A 14,799-nucleotide genomic window follows, 5' to 3' on the forward strand; every position below is an offset into this window, starting at 1 on the left:
TGATCGATGGACACCTTCGCCTTCCTCGCCCACGGCTTCGCCGTCGCGCTGCAGCCGATCAACCTGCTCTACGCCCTGATCGGCGTCACCCTCGGCACCGCGGTCGGCGTGCTGCCCGGCATCGGCCCGGCGCTGACCGTGGCGCTGCTGCTGCCGGTGACCTACTCCCTCGACCCCGGCGGATCGCTGATCATGTTCGCCGGCATCTACTACGGCGGCATGTATGGCGGGTCGACCACCTCGATCCTGCTCAACACCCCGGGCGAGAGCGCCTCGATCATCACCGCGCTGGAGGGCAACAAGATGGCCCGCGCCGGCCGCGGCGGCCCGGCCCTGGCCACGGCCGCGATCGGGTCCTTCGTCGCCGGGCTGATCGCGACGGCGGCCCTGGCCTTCGTCGCGCCCGAGGTGGCCAAGATCGCGATCTCCTTCGGCGAGCCGGAGAAGTTCGCGCTGATCATCCTGGCCTTCGTCACCGTCTCCGCCGCCTTCGGCGATTCGCCGATGCGCGGCCTGACCTCTCTGGCCATCGGCCTCGCCATCGGGCTGATCGGCCTCGACGAGCTGAGCGGCCGGGCGCGGCTGACCTTCGGCAGCCCGGAGCTGCTGGGCGGCATCGGCGTCACCATCCTGGCGGTCGCCCTCTTCGCCGTCGGCGAGGCCCTGTCGGTCGCCGGCAGCCAGGGCCGCACCGAGGAGCATGTCGAGCCGATCCGCGGCTCGATCTGGATGAGCCGGTCGGACTGGAAGCGGTCCTGGAAGCCCTGGTTGCGCGGCACGCTGTTCGGCTTCCCGATCGGGGCGATGCCCGCCGGCGGCGCCGAGATCCCGACCTTCCTGTCCTACGCCACCGAGAAGAAGCTGTCGAAGCACCCCGAGGAGTTCGGCCACGGCGCGATCGAGGGCGTGGCCGGGCCGGAGGCGGCGAACAACGCGTCGGCCGCCGGCACGCTGGTGCCGCTGCTGACCCTCGGCCTGCCGACCTCTGCCACGGCGGCGATCCTCCTGGCCGGGTTCCAGCAGTACAACATCCAGCCCGGCCCCCTCCTCTTCCAGAGCAACCCGGCCCTGGTCTGGGGGCTGATCGCCAGCCTGTTCGTCGCCAATGCGATGCTGCTGGTGCTGAACCTGCCGCTGGTCGGGCTGTGGGTCCGGCTGCTGTCGATCCCCCGCCCCTGGCTCTATGGCGGCATCCTGGTCTTCGCCACGCTCGGCACCATCGGCGCCAACCCGTCGTCGTTCCAGCTGGGGCTGCTGCTGGCCTTCGGCCTGCTCGGCTACCTGCTGCGCCGCTTCCACTACCCGATCGCACCGGTGGTGGTCGGCTTCATCCTGGGGCCGATGGCGGAGCTGCCGCTGCGCCGGGCGCTGCAGAACAGCCGCGGCGACCCCATGATCCTGATCTCCTCGCCGATCTCGATCACCCTGCTGGTGATCACCGTCCTCGTCGTGGTGGTGCCGCTGGTGCTGCGCCAGATGGGCAAGGGCCGGATCCTGGCGCAGCTCGCGGCCGAGGAGGATTGAGCGGCAGACCCTAGAGCGGAATGAATTGAGGTCGGGTCACGTCAGTGCATTCGGGCAGGGGCTGACAGGATGTCGAGCGTCTTCGCGTTGCCTCTCCCGCCGGACGCGGGAGAGGTCGGGCTCGCGCAGCGAGACCGGGTGAGGGCTGGCCCAGGCCTCGACAAATTCCCCTCACCCGGAGCCGCTTCGCGTCTCCGACCTCTCCCGCAAGCGGGAGAGGCAACAACTCACCGCCATGATGTGATCGGGATGACCCGATCTGGCTCAAACTCGTCCCGCTCTAGGCCCGCCGCGCCGCGATCTGCTGCCAGATGGCGAGCGGCGTCGCCGGCATGTCGATGTGGCGGATCCCGAGGCCGGAAAGCGCGTCGACCACCGCGTTCATCACGGCCGGCAGCGATCCGGCGCAGCCGGCCTCGCCGCAGCCCTTGGCGCCCAGCGGATTGGTCGCGGCGGGTTGCGGGCGGCTCTCGAAGGTGAAGACCGGCGGGGCGTCGGCGGCACGCGGCATCTGGTAGTCGACGAAGGAGCCGGTGGTCAGCTGGCCCTCCGCATCGTAGACGGTGCGCTCCATCAGCGCCTGGCCAACGCCCTGGATGACGCCGCCATGCAGCTGGCCTTCGACCAGCAGCGGGTTCACCAGCGTGCCGAAGTCATTGACCATGACATAGCGCACCACCGCCGTGGCGCCGGTCTCCGGGTCGATCTCGACCTCGGCGATGTGGCAGCCGTTCGGATAGGCGGACGGGGCCTGCTTGAAGACATGGTCGACGTCGAGCGAGTCCGGCACGTCGGGCGGCAGCTCCAGCCCCGCGGCCAGCCGGCCGGCCAGCTCCATCAGGCCGATGCCGCGGTCCGTGCCGGCCACGGTGAAGCGGCCGTCGCCGAACTCGACGTCGAAGGCGCCGGCCTCCAGCAGATGGCCGGCGATCTGCCGGCCCTTCTCGATCACCAGGTCGCCCGCCTCCAGGATCGCGGCGCCGCTGGCCATGATCGATTTCGAGCCGCCGGTGCCGCCGCCGGCGATCAGGCGGTCGCTGTCGCCCTGGACCAGGCGGATGCGGTCGATCGGGACGCCGAGCTTGGAATGCAGCACCTGGGCGAAGGGCGTCCAGTGGCCCTGGCCGTAATCGAGCGTGCCGGTGACGATGGTGACGGTGCCGTCCGGCTCGAAATGGATGCCGCCCATCTCGTTCGCCGGCGGCGCCGTGACCTCGAGATAGCAGCCGATGCCGCGGCCGCGCAGCTTGCCGCAGGCGGCGCTCTCCTCCCGCCGGGCCGGAAAGCCGTCCCAGTCCGCGGCCTCGATGGCGCGGGCCAGCAGGCCCGGGAAGTCGCCGCTGTCATAGGCCGTCCCGGCCGGGGTCTTCCAGGGCAGCTGGTCCGGCGTCACCATGTTGCGGCGGCGCAGCTCGACCCGGTCGATGCCGAGCTCGGCGGCGGCCGTGTCGATCAGCCGCTCCATGTAGTAGTTGCCCTCCGGCCGCCCGGCGCCCCGATAGGCGCCGATCGGCACGGTGTTGGTGACGGCGCAGATCGTGTTCACCTCGACCAGCGGCGTGCGGTACATGCCGATCGAGTTCTTGGCGATGTTGAGCGTCGTCATCATCGGTCCGACCTGCGAGACATAGGCGCCGAGATTGCCGTACCCGGTGAAGCGGGTGGCGAGGAAGCGCCCTTCGGCGTCGAGCGCCAGCTCGGCCACCACCTCCATGTCGCGGCCGTGATGGTCGGAGACGAAGCTGTCGGAGCGCTGGTCGGTCCACTTCACCGGCCGGCCCAGCGCCCGGGCGGCGTGCAGCAGGCAGACATATTCCGGGAACACCGCCCCCTTCATGCCGAAGGAGCCGCCGACATGGCCGGTGATCAGGTGGATCCGGTCGGGCGGGACGCCCATCGCCTCGGCCAGGTTGTTGCGCTTGCCGAACACGCCCTGGCTCGGCGCGTAGACCGTGAAGCGGCCGGTTTCGGCGTCGTAGCCCGCCACCGCCGCGCGCGGCTCCATGGCGTTGACGACGACGCGGTTGTTCAGGATCTCCAGACGGGTGACATGGGCTGCCCTGGCGAAGGCCTCGGCCACCTTTTCGGAGTCGCCGTAGTGGTAGTCGAGCACCAGGTTGCCGGGCGCATCGTCATAGAGAAGGGGCGCCCCCGGCGCGACCGCCTCCGCCACGCGCGTCACCGCCGGCAGCGGATCGATATCGAGCGCGACGGCCTCGGCCGCATCGCGCGCCTGATGGACCGTCTCGGCGATCACGACCGCGACCGGATCGCCGACGAAGCGCACCTTCTCGGAGGCGAGCGCATGGCGGAGCGGCCGCGCCATCGGCGAGCCGTCGCGGTTCTGGAACGCGAACAGGCATTTCAGCGGCCCGTAGCCCATCGGGGCGAGGTCCGCCGCGGTGTAGACCGCAAGCACGCCCGGCATGGCGCGGGCCATGTCGGTGTCGATGCCGGCGATGACGCCATGGGCATGGGGGCTGCGCACGAAGGCGGCGTAGGCCTGGCCGGGCAGGCTGACATCGTCGGTGTAGCGGCCTTCGCCCCGGAGCAGGACCGGGTCCTCCATCCGGGACACCGGCTGGCCGATGCCGAACTGGAGCGCGGCGGAATCCTCGGCCTTGAAGACATCGTTCATCGGCAGAGCCTCGATCGCTGAGGACGGAACCAAGGCTCACGCTCGATGGCGAGGCGTCTGCCCTGGCTCTCGAGAGATGGTGGAATCCAGACTACGGGCGGGGCCCGGGATGGGAGGCACCGTTTCGGCGACGCTCCCCGGCCGGGCGCAGGCCTGGACAGGATAGCGGTCCGGCCGGTCCGGATGCCAGCCTGAATTCCTTCGACTCTGACCGGCCTATTGGGACAGCTGGTGAGCGATTTCGCCGATGCGGGCCTCCGCATCGGTGACGACGCGGAACTCCACCCTGCGCGACCGGTCGAGATCCTCGACGCCGCCGCGGTCCAGCACCGGGCGGCTCGAGGACATGCCGACCGCGACGAGCATATGCCTCGCCCAGTCCTCGACGGGCGCGACGCCGCCCAGCCCCAGACAATACTCCAGCACGGATCGCGTCCGCTCCTGCGAGAGCTCCATGTTGAGGAAATAGGCCTCCCTCGCAACGGTGGCCTGCCGCCATTCCGAAGAGGTGTGCCCCTCGATCCGGATCTCCGCGATCGCGTCGCGGCGCTCGTGCAGCAGCCGCAGAAATCTCGGACAGAAATCCGCGAGCGTTCCCCTGAACGCCGGCGTCAGGGTGGCGCGGCCCTGATCGAACAGCACATCGGGAGCCAGGAAGCGGAACACCGAGCCGTCGTCGTCGATCTCCGCGTTCCAGCGTGACAGATCCTTGCCGAACTCCGCCTCCAGCGCCTGTCCGATCCTGCGGTTCGAATCCTCCCAGGAGTCGGTGATGCCGCGGACCGTCTCGACCAGATCCGCATTCCCGGCAATTCTGGCGATCTCGTCGGCGGTGATCTCACCGTTCCGCTTCCTGGACGAAATTCCCCGCACCAATTCGATGAAGTTCTCGATCTCCTTCCTGTCCATTCCCGCCGTTGCCTCCAGGATCGGGCGAGCCTTCTCCTTTTCGGCCAGCAGCGCCGCGATCCTCTCATCCCGGCTGCGGACGCCCTCTTCGAGAATGGCGATGCGGTCGAGGACGGCTCGCACGCTGTCCCGCGATCCGGCATCGACCAGCATCTGCTGGACCTCTCTCAGCGCCGCCCGGTCGCCCGACTGGCGTGCCAGGAACAGGGCCAGGGACAGGACCAGAACGAATGAGAGCAGAAGGAAGAACTCGGCCACGGTCAGGCCGAGAATCACGCCGCGGCGGTAGGATCGCCGATCCGAAAGCGGGAGGCTCGGCGTCGGCTGATCATCGATCATGAGCGCGACCACCAGCTCCTGGATGGCGCCGGTTCGCCATCCGCATCCGCGCCCCGGTCGATCCGCGCCCCGAGCTCGCGGAGGGCCTGCGCCACCGTTGCCGCATCCTCGCGGCCGGCGGCGCGGACGGCGCTCATCGCCTCCGAATTCTGGGCCATCGCGTCCCGGAGCCGGCCCAGATCGGTCCGGAGCAGCGCGAGCTGGGTCACGAGGGTGCCGGACAGGTCGAGCGCCTGGCCGTGCACGCGGCCCGTTTCGTCGGCAAAGCGCTCGGCCATCGAAGCGGCCCGCCTGGCCGAATCGTCCAGCGACTTGGTGAACGAGCCGGTGGCCTTCTTCAGCTCGACGGCGGATGCGGACAGCTGCTGGGCCAGTTCATCGGCGCGGGACCGAAGAGCGCCCGTCGCCCGCCCGATATCCTGGGCCCCGCTTTCGAGCGGCACCGCCAGATCGGCCGAGACCCGCTCCGCGATGGTGTGGATTTCCTTTCCGAGCATCTCGCCATAGTGCCGCAACGCCTCGCCCTGATGCGTGATCGTGAGCTCGGTCCCTTCCCGGAGGATCTGGGTCATCTCCGTCCGGAAGTCGTTGAACTGAAGGATCGTCCCGCGAAGCTCGCCCTTGAGCCTTGTCGCGGCCTCGATCAGTTCGAGACGGGCCTCCCGCTCGACCTCCACCGGGTCGCGCCGGAGCTGGCTCACCATGACCCGAAGGAAGATCCCCAATATCGTCGACAGAAGGGCGATTCCGAAATTCGACAGCAGCTCTTCTATGATCCGGTCGTCCTCGACCGACGCAATCTGATAGAGCGCCATCCCCAGGCTGGTCAGGGTGTACAGGAACCCCAGGTAATAGACGTTGTCCGCGACAATATCCTCGCGGAGCTGGGCGATCTGGGCGCGCAGGCAGACCACAACATAGCCGATCATGCACGCAGCCACGAAGAGGCTGATCACCCATTGCTTCGCCTCGTAGAGCTTGAGGGCGATGATGGCGCCGGCCCCCAATGCGAACGCGCCCGCGAACAGGATCTTGTCGGTCGCGCCGGAGACCTGGAGCTGGAAGGCTCGGCGCGGCTGCGCTGACAGGCCGTGGGTCATCCGAATATCCTCACGATTCTCGCTATGCTGGCGCCATCATCGGCAAAGAAATCCGTCCAGAATTCGATATGATCCGCATTCTGGCGCCGCTCCTGGCTCGCTCTATTCACGTAGAGTATCTCCACATCGACACCTCTGAGATCGCTCCTCAGAGATCGATAGGCGTCCGTCTTTACAAACTCACTGAACGTCTTGAGGCCATTGTATTGAGAGAACTTCTGGCTGTACTGAAGCATGTCGGACACCAGAACGAGCCGCTTCGGGAGGTCCTTCTTGTCGGGATCCCCGAACTCCACGACGGCGACGGATTGGATCGTCTCCATGATCGGAGACGAGGTTCCCTGACCTTCCGAAACCAGGCTGCCGAGAAGATCCTGGAGAGGCGTATCGAAGGCCTCGCGCCACCGCTTCTCCACCAGGGCGGGGTTCGACGTCAGCTGGCTCAGCCCCTCCCCTCGGCCGGGGTTGCACAGCGACAGCGATGCCCTGGGCTGCGGCTCCGGCGCCGGCTTGACCGGGTAGACCGCAACCAGCCAGCCGCGCGGCAGCTCCTCGCGAAGCCCACGCAGCTTGTTGAGGACGTCGATGCGCTGCACCGGCGAAAGCGCATCCGTCGTGTCGATGAGGACAGCGGCCACCCCCGCCGGGCCGCCGGCGGGACAAAGCGTCACCGGATCGATCTTCGGATTGGCCCTTGCCGCCTCCACGTAGAGCCATGCGCCGCCGGCGAAGAGGGCGCAGGCGGCCGCCGCGATGAGGCCGGCCTTCCAGAGGCCGGCGGAATCCGATGCGCTACGCCTTGTCCGCAGGCGACGGCGTCTCGCGACCATCACTCAACCCCCTGCCACTCAACCCCTGGGCACTCAACCCCCTGGCAAATCGGCTGATGCGCTCATACTCGCCGAACGCCGCCTCGAAATTCGTCAGCAGCTCCGCCGTTCGATCCGAGAGGATGGCGTCGGCCCGCTCGGTGAGGCTCCCCAGCTCCGCCCGCCTGGCGGACGCCTCCGCCTCGCCGACAATCGGCTGAACCTGCGAGAGAGAGACCGGTCTTGCGAAATACTCCGGCGCGGGAGAGGACCGGTGCCGGAGATTGATCTCCCGGTATTGCCCGATAAGGGAATTCGCAGCCTGCTGGGTCTGCTCCAGGAAGACCGGAAGCGCGAGCCGCAGGTGATCCCGATAATCGGACGCCTGGAGGTAGTTCCTGACCCGCGACGCGATATCCGCCCGCGCGTTCCTGATGGTGTCGAGCACCTCGTCCTTGGTGTCCCGGAGCTCCTCCAGCAGGATCTCCTTCTCATGCGCATAGTCGGCGATCGAGCGCTCCCATCGCCGCCACACATTGCCGAAGCCCGGATAGGGGTCGTCCCATCCGTATCCTTCGATCCAAGCCACCGTGGCGAAGGCAAAGCCGACGAAGACGAGGATCCATGAGTTGAAGATCGTCAGGCCGAGCGGGTCTGCCCAGAACTGGCCTGCCGCCTGCCGCGCGGCAGCCTCCCAATTAACCAGGCCCGCAACTTCTCTGAAATGCGCGACGAAGAGATTGAATCCGATCGCAAATGCCAGAAACGCCAGGAAGGCGGCCGCTCCGACCAGCTTCCTGATCCAATTCCGATGATTGACCTGGATGGCCATCCTTCCGAACAGAAAAGAAAAGAATATGTTGATCGCCGAAACCGTACAGGCGGTGAACACGCCGCCGATCAGGCCCAGCTCATTCGACTCCATGAAGAAGCTGCCGTTGATGATCGACTCCGCGGCCAGCATCAGAAGGATCACCGCCTGCATGATGTGGCGCTTGGCCGATGTCGGCAGATGAGCGGTTCTGTCCAGGCGGTGGCGATGGCGGAACCGTTCAAGTTCCTCCCGCAGCAGCTTCAGTCTTTCGCCCTGAAGGTAAAGATGATCCGTGCCGATATGCACCCGCTCCCGCAACGCCGATATGCCGTTTGATATCGAGACGTCGATTTCGGACACTTTGCCTTCGATGTCCAAGCTGCTCATGCGGTCCGCGTAAACCCGCATCTCGCTTTCATAGGCGGTCAATCCGACCCGGCGTATTTCCGAAACTTCATCGACGATCTTGCTCTGCACAACATCCAGGTCGATGGCATCGGCCTGCGGCAAGTCCTCCTTGCCTCTGCGCTCCGCCTCCCGCTCGAGATCCAGCCGCCGGGCGATAGATTCACTGCTGATCGATGGAAATACCGTAGTCGTAGCGTCAATGTTGCTTGGCGCCAGATTCAGAACAGCCGTCAACGACTTCAGTGGCGATCCCATAATCCGACTCAAATCTGCTCACCGTATGGACAGACATATCCACCGTCGAGGAGGGTGCGTCAATTGCGGCCTCGTTCCAAGAGCCGAAAGGATGAGGGGTCATGGCCGTGTGGTCAGGCACGACCGCCGGCCCGCTACTCCACGCAGCCCAGCAGGTCGCCGAGCTGGCCGATGCGGCGCTGGATCGTGGCGGCGCGGCCGGCGACGTAGCGCGACGGCTTGCCGGCCGACCAGCCGCGCGGGTTCGGCAGCACCGCGGCCAGCAGCGACGCCTCGCGCGCCGAGAGCCGGGCCGCGCTCTTGCCGAAATAGGCCTGCGACGCGGCCTCGACCCCGTAGATGCCGGGGCCGAGCTCGACCACGTTGAGATAGACCTCCATGATCCGGCGTTTCGGCCACAGCGCCTCGATCATCACGGTCAGATAGGCCTCCAACCCCTTGCGGACGAAGGTGCGGCCGTCCCAGAGGAAGACGTTCTTCGCCGTCTGGTTCGAGATGGTGCTGCCGCCGCGCAGCCGGCCGATGCCGGACTGGTAGCGGTCCCAGGCCTTGCGCATCGACTCCCAGTCGAAGCCGTCGTGCCGGCAGAACAGGTTGTCCTCGGCCGCCACCGCGGCCCGGGCCATCACCGGGGCGATGTCGTCCCAGGCCACCCAGTCGCGGTGCCACCCCTCGCCCTCGAACAGGCGGATCACCATCAGCGGCGTCGCCGGCACCGGCAGCACGCGGTAGACGATGGTCAGCGCCAACGGCGCCAGGAACAGCAGCGCGAAGAGGCCCCACAGGATCTTCGACCACCAGCGCCGACGGCCCCACCAGCGGCCGAGCCAGCCCGGCAGGCCGAGACGGGGCAGGCGCGGCAGCCGCCAGCCGGACGCCCGACGCCGCGCCGCCCGCGCCATGTCAGCGCAGCCAGCGCTGCAGCCGCTCCGCCGCCTCGGCCATCTCCTCGGTCGCGCCAGCGAAGGAGAAGCGCATGGTCGCGTGGCCGCGGACCGGGTCGAAATCGACGCCCGGCGTCGCCGCCACCCCGGTCTCGGCCAGCATGCGCCGGCAGAACTCGACGCTGTCGTTGGTCAGGTGGCCGATCTCGGCATAGAGGTAGAAGGCGCCGTCGGCCGGGGCCAGCCGGTCGAAGCCGGCGCGCGGCAGCGCCTCCAGCAGCAGGCTGCGGTTGCGGGCGTAGCGGGCGACGTTGCGGTCCAGCTCCTCGCCGCAGTCGAAAGCGGCGACGGCCGCGTATTGCGACAGGGTCGGCGGCGAGATGAACAGGTTCTGCGCCAGGCATTCGACCGGCCGCAGCAGATCCTCCGGCAGCACCAGCCAGCCGAGGCGCCAGCCGGTCATCGAATAGTATTTCGAGAAGCTGTTGACGATGATGGCGCTGCGGCTGGTCTCCAGCGCCGTGGCCGTGCCCGTGCCGTAGGTGATGCCGTGATAGATCTCGTCCGACACCAGGCGGATGCTCCTGGCCTCGCAATAAGCGGTCAGCTCGGCCAGCGCCTCGGGCGACAGCATGGTGCCGGTCGGGTTGGCCGGGCTGGCGACGATCAGCCCGTCGAGCCTGCCGCCGTGCCGCTCCAGCAGCTCCGGCGTCGGCTGGTAGCGCGTCTCCGGCCCGGCCGGGATCTCCACCGCCTCGATGCCCAGCGCGGTCAGGATGTTGCGGTAGGCCGGATAGCCCGGCGCCGCCAGCGCCACCCGGTCGCCGACGTCGAAGGCGGCCAGGAAGGCCAGGAGGAAGGCGCCGGAGGAACCGGTGGTGACCACCACCTGCTCCGGCGTCACCGCGGTGCCGTAGGCCCGGCCGTAATGGCCGGCGATCGCCTGGCGCAGCGGCGGGATGCCGAGCGCCACGGTGTAGCCGATCTTGTCCTGACCCAGCGCCGCCTGGGCCGCGGCCAGCACGCCGGCCGGCGCCGGGGTCGAGGGCTGGCCGACCTCGAGATGCAGCACGTCGCCATGCGTCTTCTCGCGCGCAGCGGCGGCGGTCATCACATCCATGACGATGAAGGGCGGCACCTGGCCGCGGCGGGAGATCTTCATGGCGTCAGACCTCCCGGACGGCAACGGCGCCACCGGCTCGACACAGTCGGCCTCTAGCGTGATCATTCAGCGGAAGGGATCGCGGACGCGGAGGGAGCGGAGCGTTGAGGCGGGTCATTCGGATCTTGGTGCTGGCACTGGCGGCGGTCATCGTCGGGCCCCTGGCGGAGGCCCAGGCGCAACGCATTCCGGTGGTCCGCGACGCCGAGATCGAAACTACCATCCGCCGGATGATGACGCCAATCTTCCGGGCGGCATCGCTGAACCCGAATGCGGTCGGCATCTACCTGGTCAATGACGACGACGTGAACGCCTTCGTCGCCGGCGGCCAGAACCTCTTCGTCAACACCGGGCTGATCCTGCAGACGCGCAGCGCCGGCGAGCTGCTGGCCGTGCTGGCGCACGAGACCGGCCATATCGCTGGCGGCCATCTGGCGCGCGGCGCCGAGCAGATGGAGCGCAGCCGGCTGATCGCCACCATCGGCTCGCTGCTGGGCGCCGCCGCCGGCGCCGCGGCCGGGCGCGGCGACGCCGCCATGGCCGGCGCCGTGACCGCCCAGGACATGGTCCGGCAGAACATGGTCAACTTCACTCGCGGGATCGAGAGCTCGGCCGACCAGGCGGGGCTGCGTTTCCTGGCCCAGGCCGGCATCCCGGCCGACGGCATGCTCAGCTTCCTCCAGCGCATGCAGGACGCCGAACTGGCCCGCCCGACCGGCTCGGAATACACCCGCACCCATCCGCTGACCCAGGACCGGATCGAGGCGGTGCAGGAGGCGGTGGCAAAGTCGCCGCTGCGCGGCCAGCCCATGCCGCCCGGCTATGACGACATGTTCGCGCGGATGCGGGCCAAGCTGTTCGGCTTCACCCAGCCGACGAGCGTGGCGCGGGTCTATCCGGCGAGCGACACCAGCGTCCCGGCGCAGTACGCCCGGGCGATCGCCGCCTATCGCAACAACGTCTTCGCCGATGCGCTGGCCCGCACCGATGCGCTGATCAAGGCGGAGCCGCGCAACCCCTATTTCCTCGAGCTGCGCGGCCAGATCCTGCTGGAGACCGGGCGGCTTGCCGAGGCCCGCCCCTATTACGAGCGCGCCCTGGCCCTCCTCCCGAACGAGCCGCTGCTGCTGATCCCGCTGGCCCAGACCAAGATCGACCGCGGCTCGGACGCCGAGCTGCGCAGCGCCATCCGCGACCTGGAGCGGGCCAGCGTCGATCCGGAGAAGACGCCGCCGATCGTCTGGCGGCTGCTGGGCACCGCCTATGGCAAGGTCGGCGACATGGGCAAGGCCGCCCTGGCCCTGGCCGAGGACAACCTCGCCCGCGGCGACCGGCGCAACGCCCGCGCCCAGGTCGACCGGGCGCTGCAGCTGCTGCCACGCGGCTCGCCCGGCTGGCGGCGGGCCCAGGATCTGCAGCGGGAGGCCGAGGATCGCCCCGGATAGCGCGGCCTTGCGGTCGAATTGTCGCCGGAGCCGTGTAACGCTTGATCAACCCGCCGCGAAAGGCGAGTAGTGAGGGATGTTGCAGCGAAAGGATTCCCCGATGGTCCGCCCCAGCCGCCTCGCCAACCTGGCCGTCCTCGCCGCGGTGGCGGTCGCCGCGCCCTCGGTGCGGGCCCAGCAGATGATCGACCCGGCGCAGAAGGACGCGATCGAGCAGATCGTGCGCGACTACATCCGCGCCCATCCGGAGATCGTGGTCGAGGCGCTGGACGCCTATCAGGCCAAGAAGGAGGAGCAGGAGCGCGCCAGCCAGGCCAAGATGCTGACCAGCCGGGCCGACGAGATCTTCCGCAGCCCGTCCTCGCCGGTGATCGGCAACCCGCAGGGCGACGTGACCCTGGTCGAGTTCTTCGACTACCAGTGCGGCTACTGCAAGCGGTCGCAGCCCGACCTGGAGCGGCTGGTGAAGGAGGACAGCGGGCTGCGCGTGGTGTTGAAGGAGTTCCCGATCCTCGGGCCCGCTTCGGTGACCGCGGCCCGCGCCTCGCTGGCGGCGCAGAAGCAGGGCAAGTATCTCGACTTCCACACCAAGCTGATGGCGTTCAAGGGCCAGCTGACCGACCAGGCGATCTTCGACACCGCCAAGCAGGTCGGGCTCGACCTCGACAAGCTGAAGCAGGACATGAACGACCCGTCGGTGGCGGCCGAGCTGCGCGCCAACATGGACCTGGCCGAGGCGCTGGGGGTGCAGGGCACGCCGGCCTTCGTCATCAACGACCAGATCATCCCGGGCGCCGTCGGCTTCGACGCGCTGAAGAGCCAGGTCGACAAGGACCGGGCCGGCTGAGAGCCCGTTGTGGCGGTTTCTGCGCTTCCGGCGCTCACGGACTTCATGTCCGCTGCGCTTCGGCTCTCGAAACCGCCACCAGCCGGCTATTCCAAACGGTCTCTGCGGCCCGTCACGCAAGCTGCACGTCAGTCCGGGCGAAGTCGTCCCCTTTGCACAGCAAGGGAGCGTTGTGGCTGACGGCACAGGCATAGGCGAAGCAGTCACCCATGTTCAGCTGGGCCGGATGCCCCCTTCCCTTGCCATAGCGATCGAAGGCCTTCAGTGCCGCCGACGCCTCTCGGGCGTCGATCCCGACGACCTGCACCTTCGCCGTCGCGAGGAATTCCCGGACGTCGTTCTCGGCCTCATCGATGCTGGCATGGCGCTTTCGGCAGATCCCGAGCACCGCTTCGAAGACCGCGATGGCCGAGGTGATCGGCTGCCGCGCCGCCTCGAGGCGGTCGGCCAGCGCGTCGGCGCCGTCTTCCCGGGTAAGGATGGCGACGATGGCCGAGGCATCGACGAACATCAAAGATCGCCGCTCAGCTCGTCGTAGAACGCCTTGTCCGCCTCGAGCCCGGTCGCCGGCCGGGCGGCGATGCGGTCCTGCAAAGGCCGCAACCGCTCACGCAAGGGAACGGCCTCCTCCTCCCGGCGCAGCTCGTTCTCGACGGCCAGGCGCACGGCCTCGGTAAGGCCCAGGCCTTTCCGCTTGGCGAGCTTCCGGACCAGTCTGTCCGTGAGCTCATCCCGGATGCTGAGCGGCATTGCGATCATCCATATATACGTCATGACGATCCTATCATGACGTATATACACCATGAAACATCGAGATACTACGACCTGCGGGGGCCGCCAGCGGGCACATCGCCTTCATCGATCAGATCGAGCCTGGATTCCAGCTCGCGGATGGCGCTGCGCTGGGTCAGGACCTGGACGCCCAGCCAGATCATGGCGGCGATCATCAACAGGAAGACAAACGGGTCGATCATGGACGTCTCCTTGCGCTGAGACGGATGGGAGTTGGCGCGGAGGTCAGGCGGCGGGGCCGCCCAGCGCCCGCAGGATCGCGTCGGCGATCGCCGGCGCGTGGTCGGACAGGCGGCCGTCCAACCGGCCGTAGAGCAGGAACACCGCCGGCTGCAGCACGCAGCCGAAGGCGATGGCGGTGGCGAGCCTGGGGTCGGCGATGGTCACGGCGCCCTCGCGGATGCCGTCGGCGATCACCGCGCCGATAACGTCGCCGGGATTGGGCTCCCCCGCCGCGAGGCCGGGCAGCGCCCGATGCTGGACGATCAGCAGAAAGCGGAACAGCGCCGGGTCGCGGTCGTGCAGCCGGCAGCAGGCCTCCACCATCGCGCGCATCCGCGCGGCGAAGCCGGCCAGCCCCTGCTGCGCCGTATGGACCTGGCGGCCGAGCTCGACATAGCGGGCGGCGAACAGCTCGGCCACGAACTCGTCCTTCGAGGCCAGGTGGCGGTACAGCGCCGCCTCGCTGACGCCGACCGCGGCGGCGATGTCGCGCACCGAGGTACCTTCGACGCCGCGTTCGGCGAACAGGCGGATGGCCGCCTCCTCGATCCGCGCCCTCGTGTCCCTGCCCTTGCCGGCCATGCCACGACTCAAGAAGTTAGTGATCGTTAACTAACTATGTCGTGACAGGCGGAGATGTCAATGCCCCGC

14 protein-coding genes are annotated in these 14,799 nt (G+C 68.3%); 3 read left to right on the forward strand and 11 right to left on the reverse strand.

Features of this window, described 5'->3' with window-relative positions:
* Positions 1-6 precede the first annotated feature (6 nt).
* Positions 7-1,524 (forward strand): tripartite tricarboxylate transporter permease, encoded by a 1,518-nt coding sequence (locus G537_RS0117240; RefSeq protein WP_026871184.1) that lies wholly within the window; start codon positions 7-9, stop codon positions 1,522-1,524.
* Positions 1,525-1,804: 280 nt separating this feature from the next.
* Here the strand turns inward: G537_RS0117240 and G537_RS0117245 are convergent, their stop codons facing one another.
* The 7 genes from G537_RS0117245 to G537_RS0117275 form a co-directional block, all read right to left on the reverse strand.
* Positions 1,805-4,162: a xanthine dehydrogenase family protein molybdopterin-binding subunit gene (locus tag G537_RS0117245; protein WP_026871185.1), complete on the reverse strand. Its 2,358-nt coding sequence runs from the start codon at positions 4,160-4,162 to the stop codon at positions 1,805-1,807.
* Positions 4,163-4,378: 216 nt separating this feature from the next.
* Entirely contained in the window at positions 4,379-5,224 is an 846-nt protein-coding gene (locus G537_RS42130) for an OmpA/MotB family protein (RefSeq protein ID WP_162146119.1), read from the reverse strand.
* Positions 5,225-5,406: 182 nt separating this feature from the next.
* Complete coding sequence (locus G537_RS42135) at positions 5,407-6,510, reverse strand: hypothetical protein (RefSeq protein WP_026871186.1); 1,104 nt, start codon at positions 6,508-6,510, stop codon at positions 5,407-5,409.
* Entirely contained in the window at positions 6,507-7,340 is an 834-nt protein-coding gene (locus tag G537_RS0117260) for a hypothetical protein (protein WP_026871187.1), read from the reverse strand. The genes G537_RS42135 and G537_RS0117260 overlap by 4 nt, the downstream gene beginning before the upstream one ends.
* Positions 7,303-8,796 carry a hypothetical protein gene (locus G537_RS0117265; protein ID WP_162146120.1) on the reverse strand — a complete coding sequence of 498 codons (1,494 nt, stop codon included), beginning with the start codon at positions 8,794-8,796 and terminating at the stop codon, positions 7,303-7,305. The genes G537_RS0117260 and G537_RS0117265 overlap by 38 nt, the downstream gene beginning before the upstream one ends.
* 134 nt (positions 8,797-8,930) lie before the next feature.
* Positions 8,931-9,698: a monofunctional biosynthetic peptidoglycan transglycosylase gene (gene mtgA / locus G537_RS0117270; RefSeq protein WP_081688869.1), complete on the reverse strand. Its 768-nt coding sequence runs from the start codon at positions 9,696-9,698 to the stop codon at positions 8,931-8,933.
* A gap of 1 nt (position 9,699) precedes the next feature.
* Positions 9,700-10,842: an aminotransferase class I/II-fold pyridoxal phosphate-dependent enzyme gene (locus G537_RS0117275; RefSeq protein WP_026871190.1), complete on the reverse strand. Its 1,143-nt coding sequence runs from the start codon at positions 10,840-10,842 to the stop codon at positions 9,700-9,702.
* 104 nt (positions 10,843-10,946) lie between these two features.
* On the opposite strand from G537_RS0117275, the gene G537_RS38450 reads away from it, so the two are divergent.
* Entirely contained in the window at positions 10,947-12,287 is a 1,341-nt protein-coding gene (locus G537_RS38450; protein WP_064742161.1) for a M48 family metalloprotease, read from the forward strand.
* Positions 12,288-12,387: 100 nt separating this feature from the next.
* Positions 12,388-13,134 (forward strand): DsbA family protein, encoded by a 747-nt coding sequence (locus tag G537_RS0117285; RefSeq protein WP_026871191.1) that lies wholly within the window; start codon positions 12,388-12,390, stop codon positions 13,132-13,134.
* Between the two features lie 112 nt (positions 13,135-13,246).
* On the opposite strand, the gene G537_RS0117290 is transcribed toward G537_RS0117285, so the two are convergent.
* The 4 genes from G537_RS0117290 to G537_RS0117305 all read right to left on the reverse strand — a co-directional run bounded on the left by G537_RS0117290 (position 13,247) and on the right by G537_RS0117305 (position 14,730).
* Positions 13,247-13,645, reverse strand: a complete 399-nt coding sequence (locus G537_RS0117290; RefSeq protein WP_026871192.1) for a type II toxin-antitoxin system VapC family toxin — start codon at positions 13,643-13,645, stop codon at positions 13,247-13,249.
* Positions 13,645-13,884 (reverse strand): type II toxin-antitoxin system VapB family antitoxin, encoded by a 240-nt coding sequence (locus G537_RS0117295; RefSeq protein WP_026871193.1) that lies wholly within the window; start codon positions 13,882-13,884, stop codon positions 13,645-13,647. The genes G537_RS0117290 and G537_RS0117295 overlap by 1 nt, the downstream gene beginning before the upstream one ends.
* Positions 13,885-13,952: 68 nt before the next feature.
* Entirely contained in the window at positions 13,953-14,108 is a 156-nt protein-coding gene (locus tag G537_RS43690) for a hypothetical protein (RefSeq protein ID WP_155888640.1), read from the reverse strand.
* A 43-nt stretch (positions 14,109-14,151) separates the two neighbouring features.
* The gene (locus tag G537_RS0117305; RefSeq protein ID WP_051248521.1) at positions 14,152-14,730 is read right to left on the reverse strand and encodes a TetR/AcrR family transcriptional regulator; all 579 of its coding nucleotides are present in this window, start codon (positions 14,728-14,730) and stop codon (positions 14,152-14,154) included.
* Positions 14,731-14,799 lie beyond the last annotated feature (69 nt).

It is taken from the genome of Inquilinus limosus DSM 16000 (genome assembly GCF_000423185.1).
Lineage (GTDB): Bacteria > Pseudomonadota > Alphaproteobacteria > DSM-16000 > Inquilinaceae > Inquilinus > Inquilinus limosus.

Bases quoted from the DNA above. Each gene is read 5' to 3' on its own strand.
- G537_RS0117240 (WP_026871184.1), top strand. From the start codon at position 7: ATGGACACCTTCGCCTTCCTCGCCCACGGCTTCGCCGTCGCGCTGCAG.
- G537_RS0117245 (WP_026871185.1), bottom strand. From the start codon at position 4,162: ATGAACGATGTCTTCAAGGCCGAGGATTCCGCCGCGCTCCAGTTCGGC.
- G537_RS42130 (WP_162146119.1), bottom strand. From the start codon at position 5,224: ATGCTGGTCGATGCCGGATCGCGGGACAGCGTGCGAGCCGTCCTCGAC.
- G537_RS42135 (WP_026871186.1), bottom strand. From the start codon at position 6,510: ATGACCCACGGCCTGTCAGCGCAGCCGCGCCGAGCCTTCCAGCTCCAG.
- G537_RS0117260 (WP_026871187.1), bottom strand. From the start codon at position 7,340: ATGGTCGCGAGACGCCGTCGCCTGCGGACAAGGCGTAGCGCATCGGAT.
- G537_RS0117265 (WP_162146120.1), bottom strand. From the start codon at position 8,796: ATGGGATCGCCACTGAAGTCGTTGACGGCTGTTCTGAATCTGGCGCCA.
- mtgA (WP_081688869.1), bottom strand. From the start codon at position 9,698: ATGGCGCGGGCGGCGCGGCGTCGGGCGTCCGGCTGGCGGCTGCCGCGC.
- G537_RS0117275 (WP_026871190.1), bottom strand. From the start codon at position 10,842: ATGAAGATCTCCCGCCGCGGCCAGGTGCCGCCCTTCATCGTCATGGAT.
- G537_RS0117285 (WP_026871191.1), top strand. From the start codon at position 12,388: ATGGTCCGCCCCAGCCGCCTCGCCAACCTGGCCGTCCTCGCCGCGGTG.
- G537_RS0117290 (WP_026871192.1), bottom strand. From the start codon at position 13,645: ATGTTCGTCGATGCCTCGGCCATCGTCGCCATCCTTACCCGGGAAGAC.
- G537_RS0117295 (WP_026871193.1), bottom strand. From the start codon at position 13,884: ATGCCGCTCAGCATCCGGGATGAGCTCACGGACAGACTGGTCCGGAAG.
- G537_RS43690 (WP_155888640.1), bottom strand. From the start codon at position 14,108: ATGATCGACCCGTTTGTCTTCCTGTTGATGATCGCCGCCATGATCTGG.
- G537_RS0117305 (WP_051248521.1), bottom strand. From the start codon at position 14,730: ATGGCCGGCAAGGGCAGGGACACGAGGGCGCGGATCGAGGAGGCGGCC.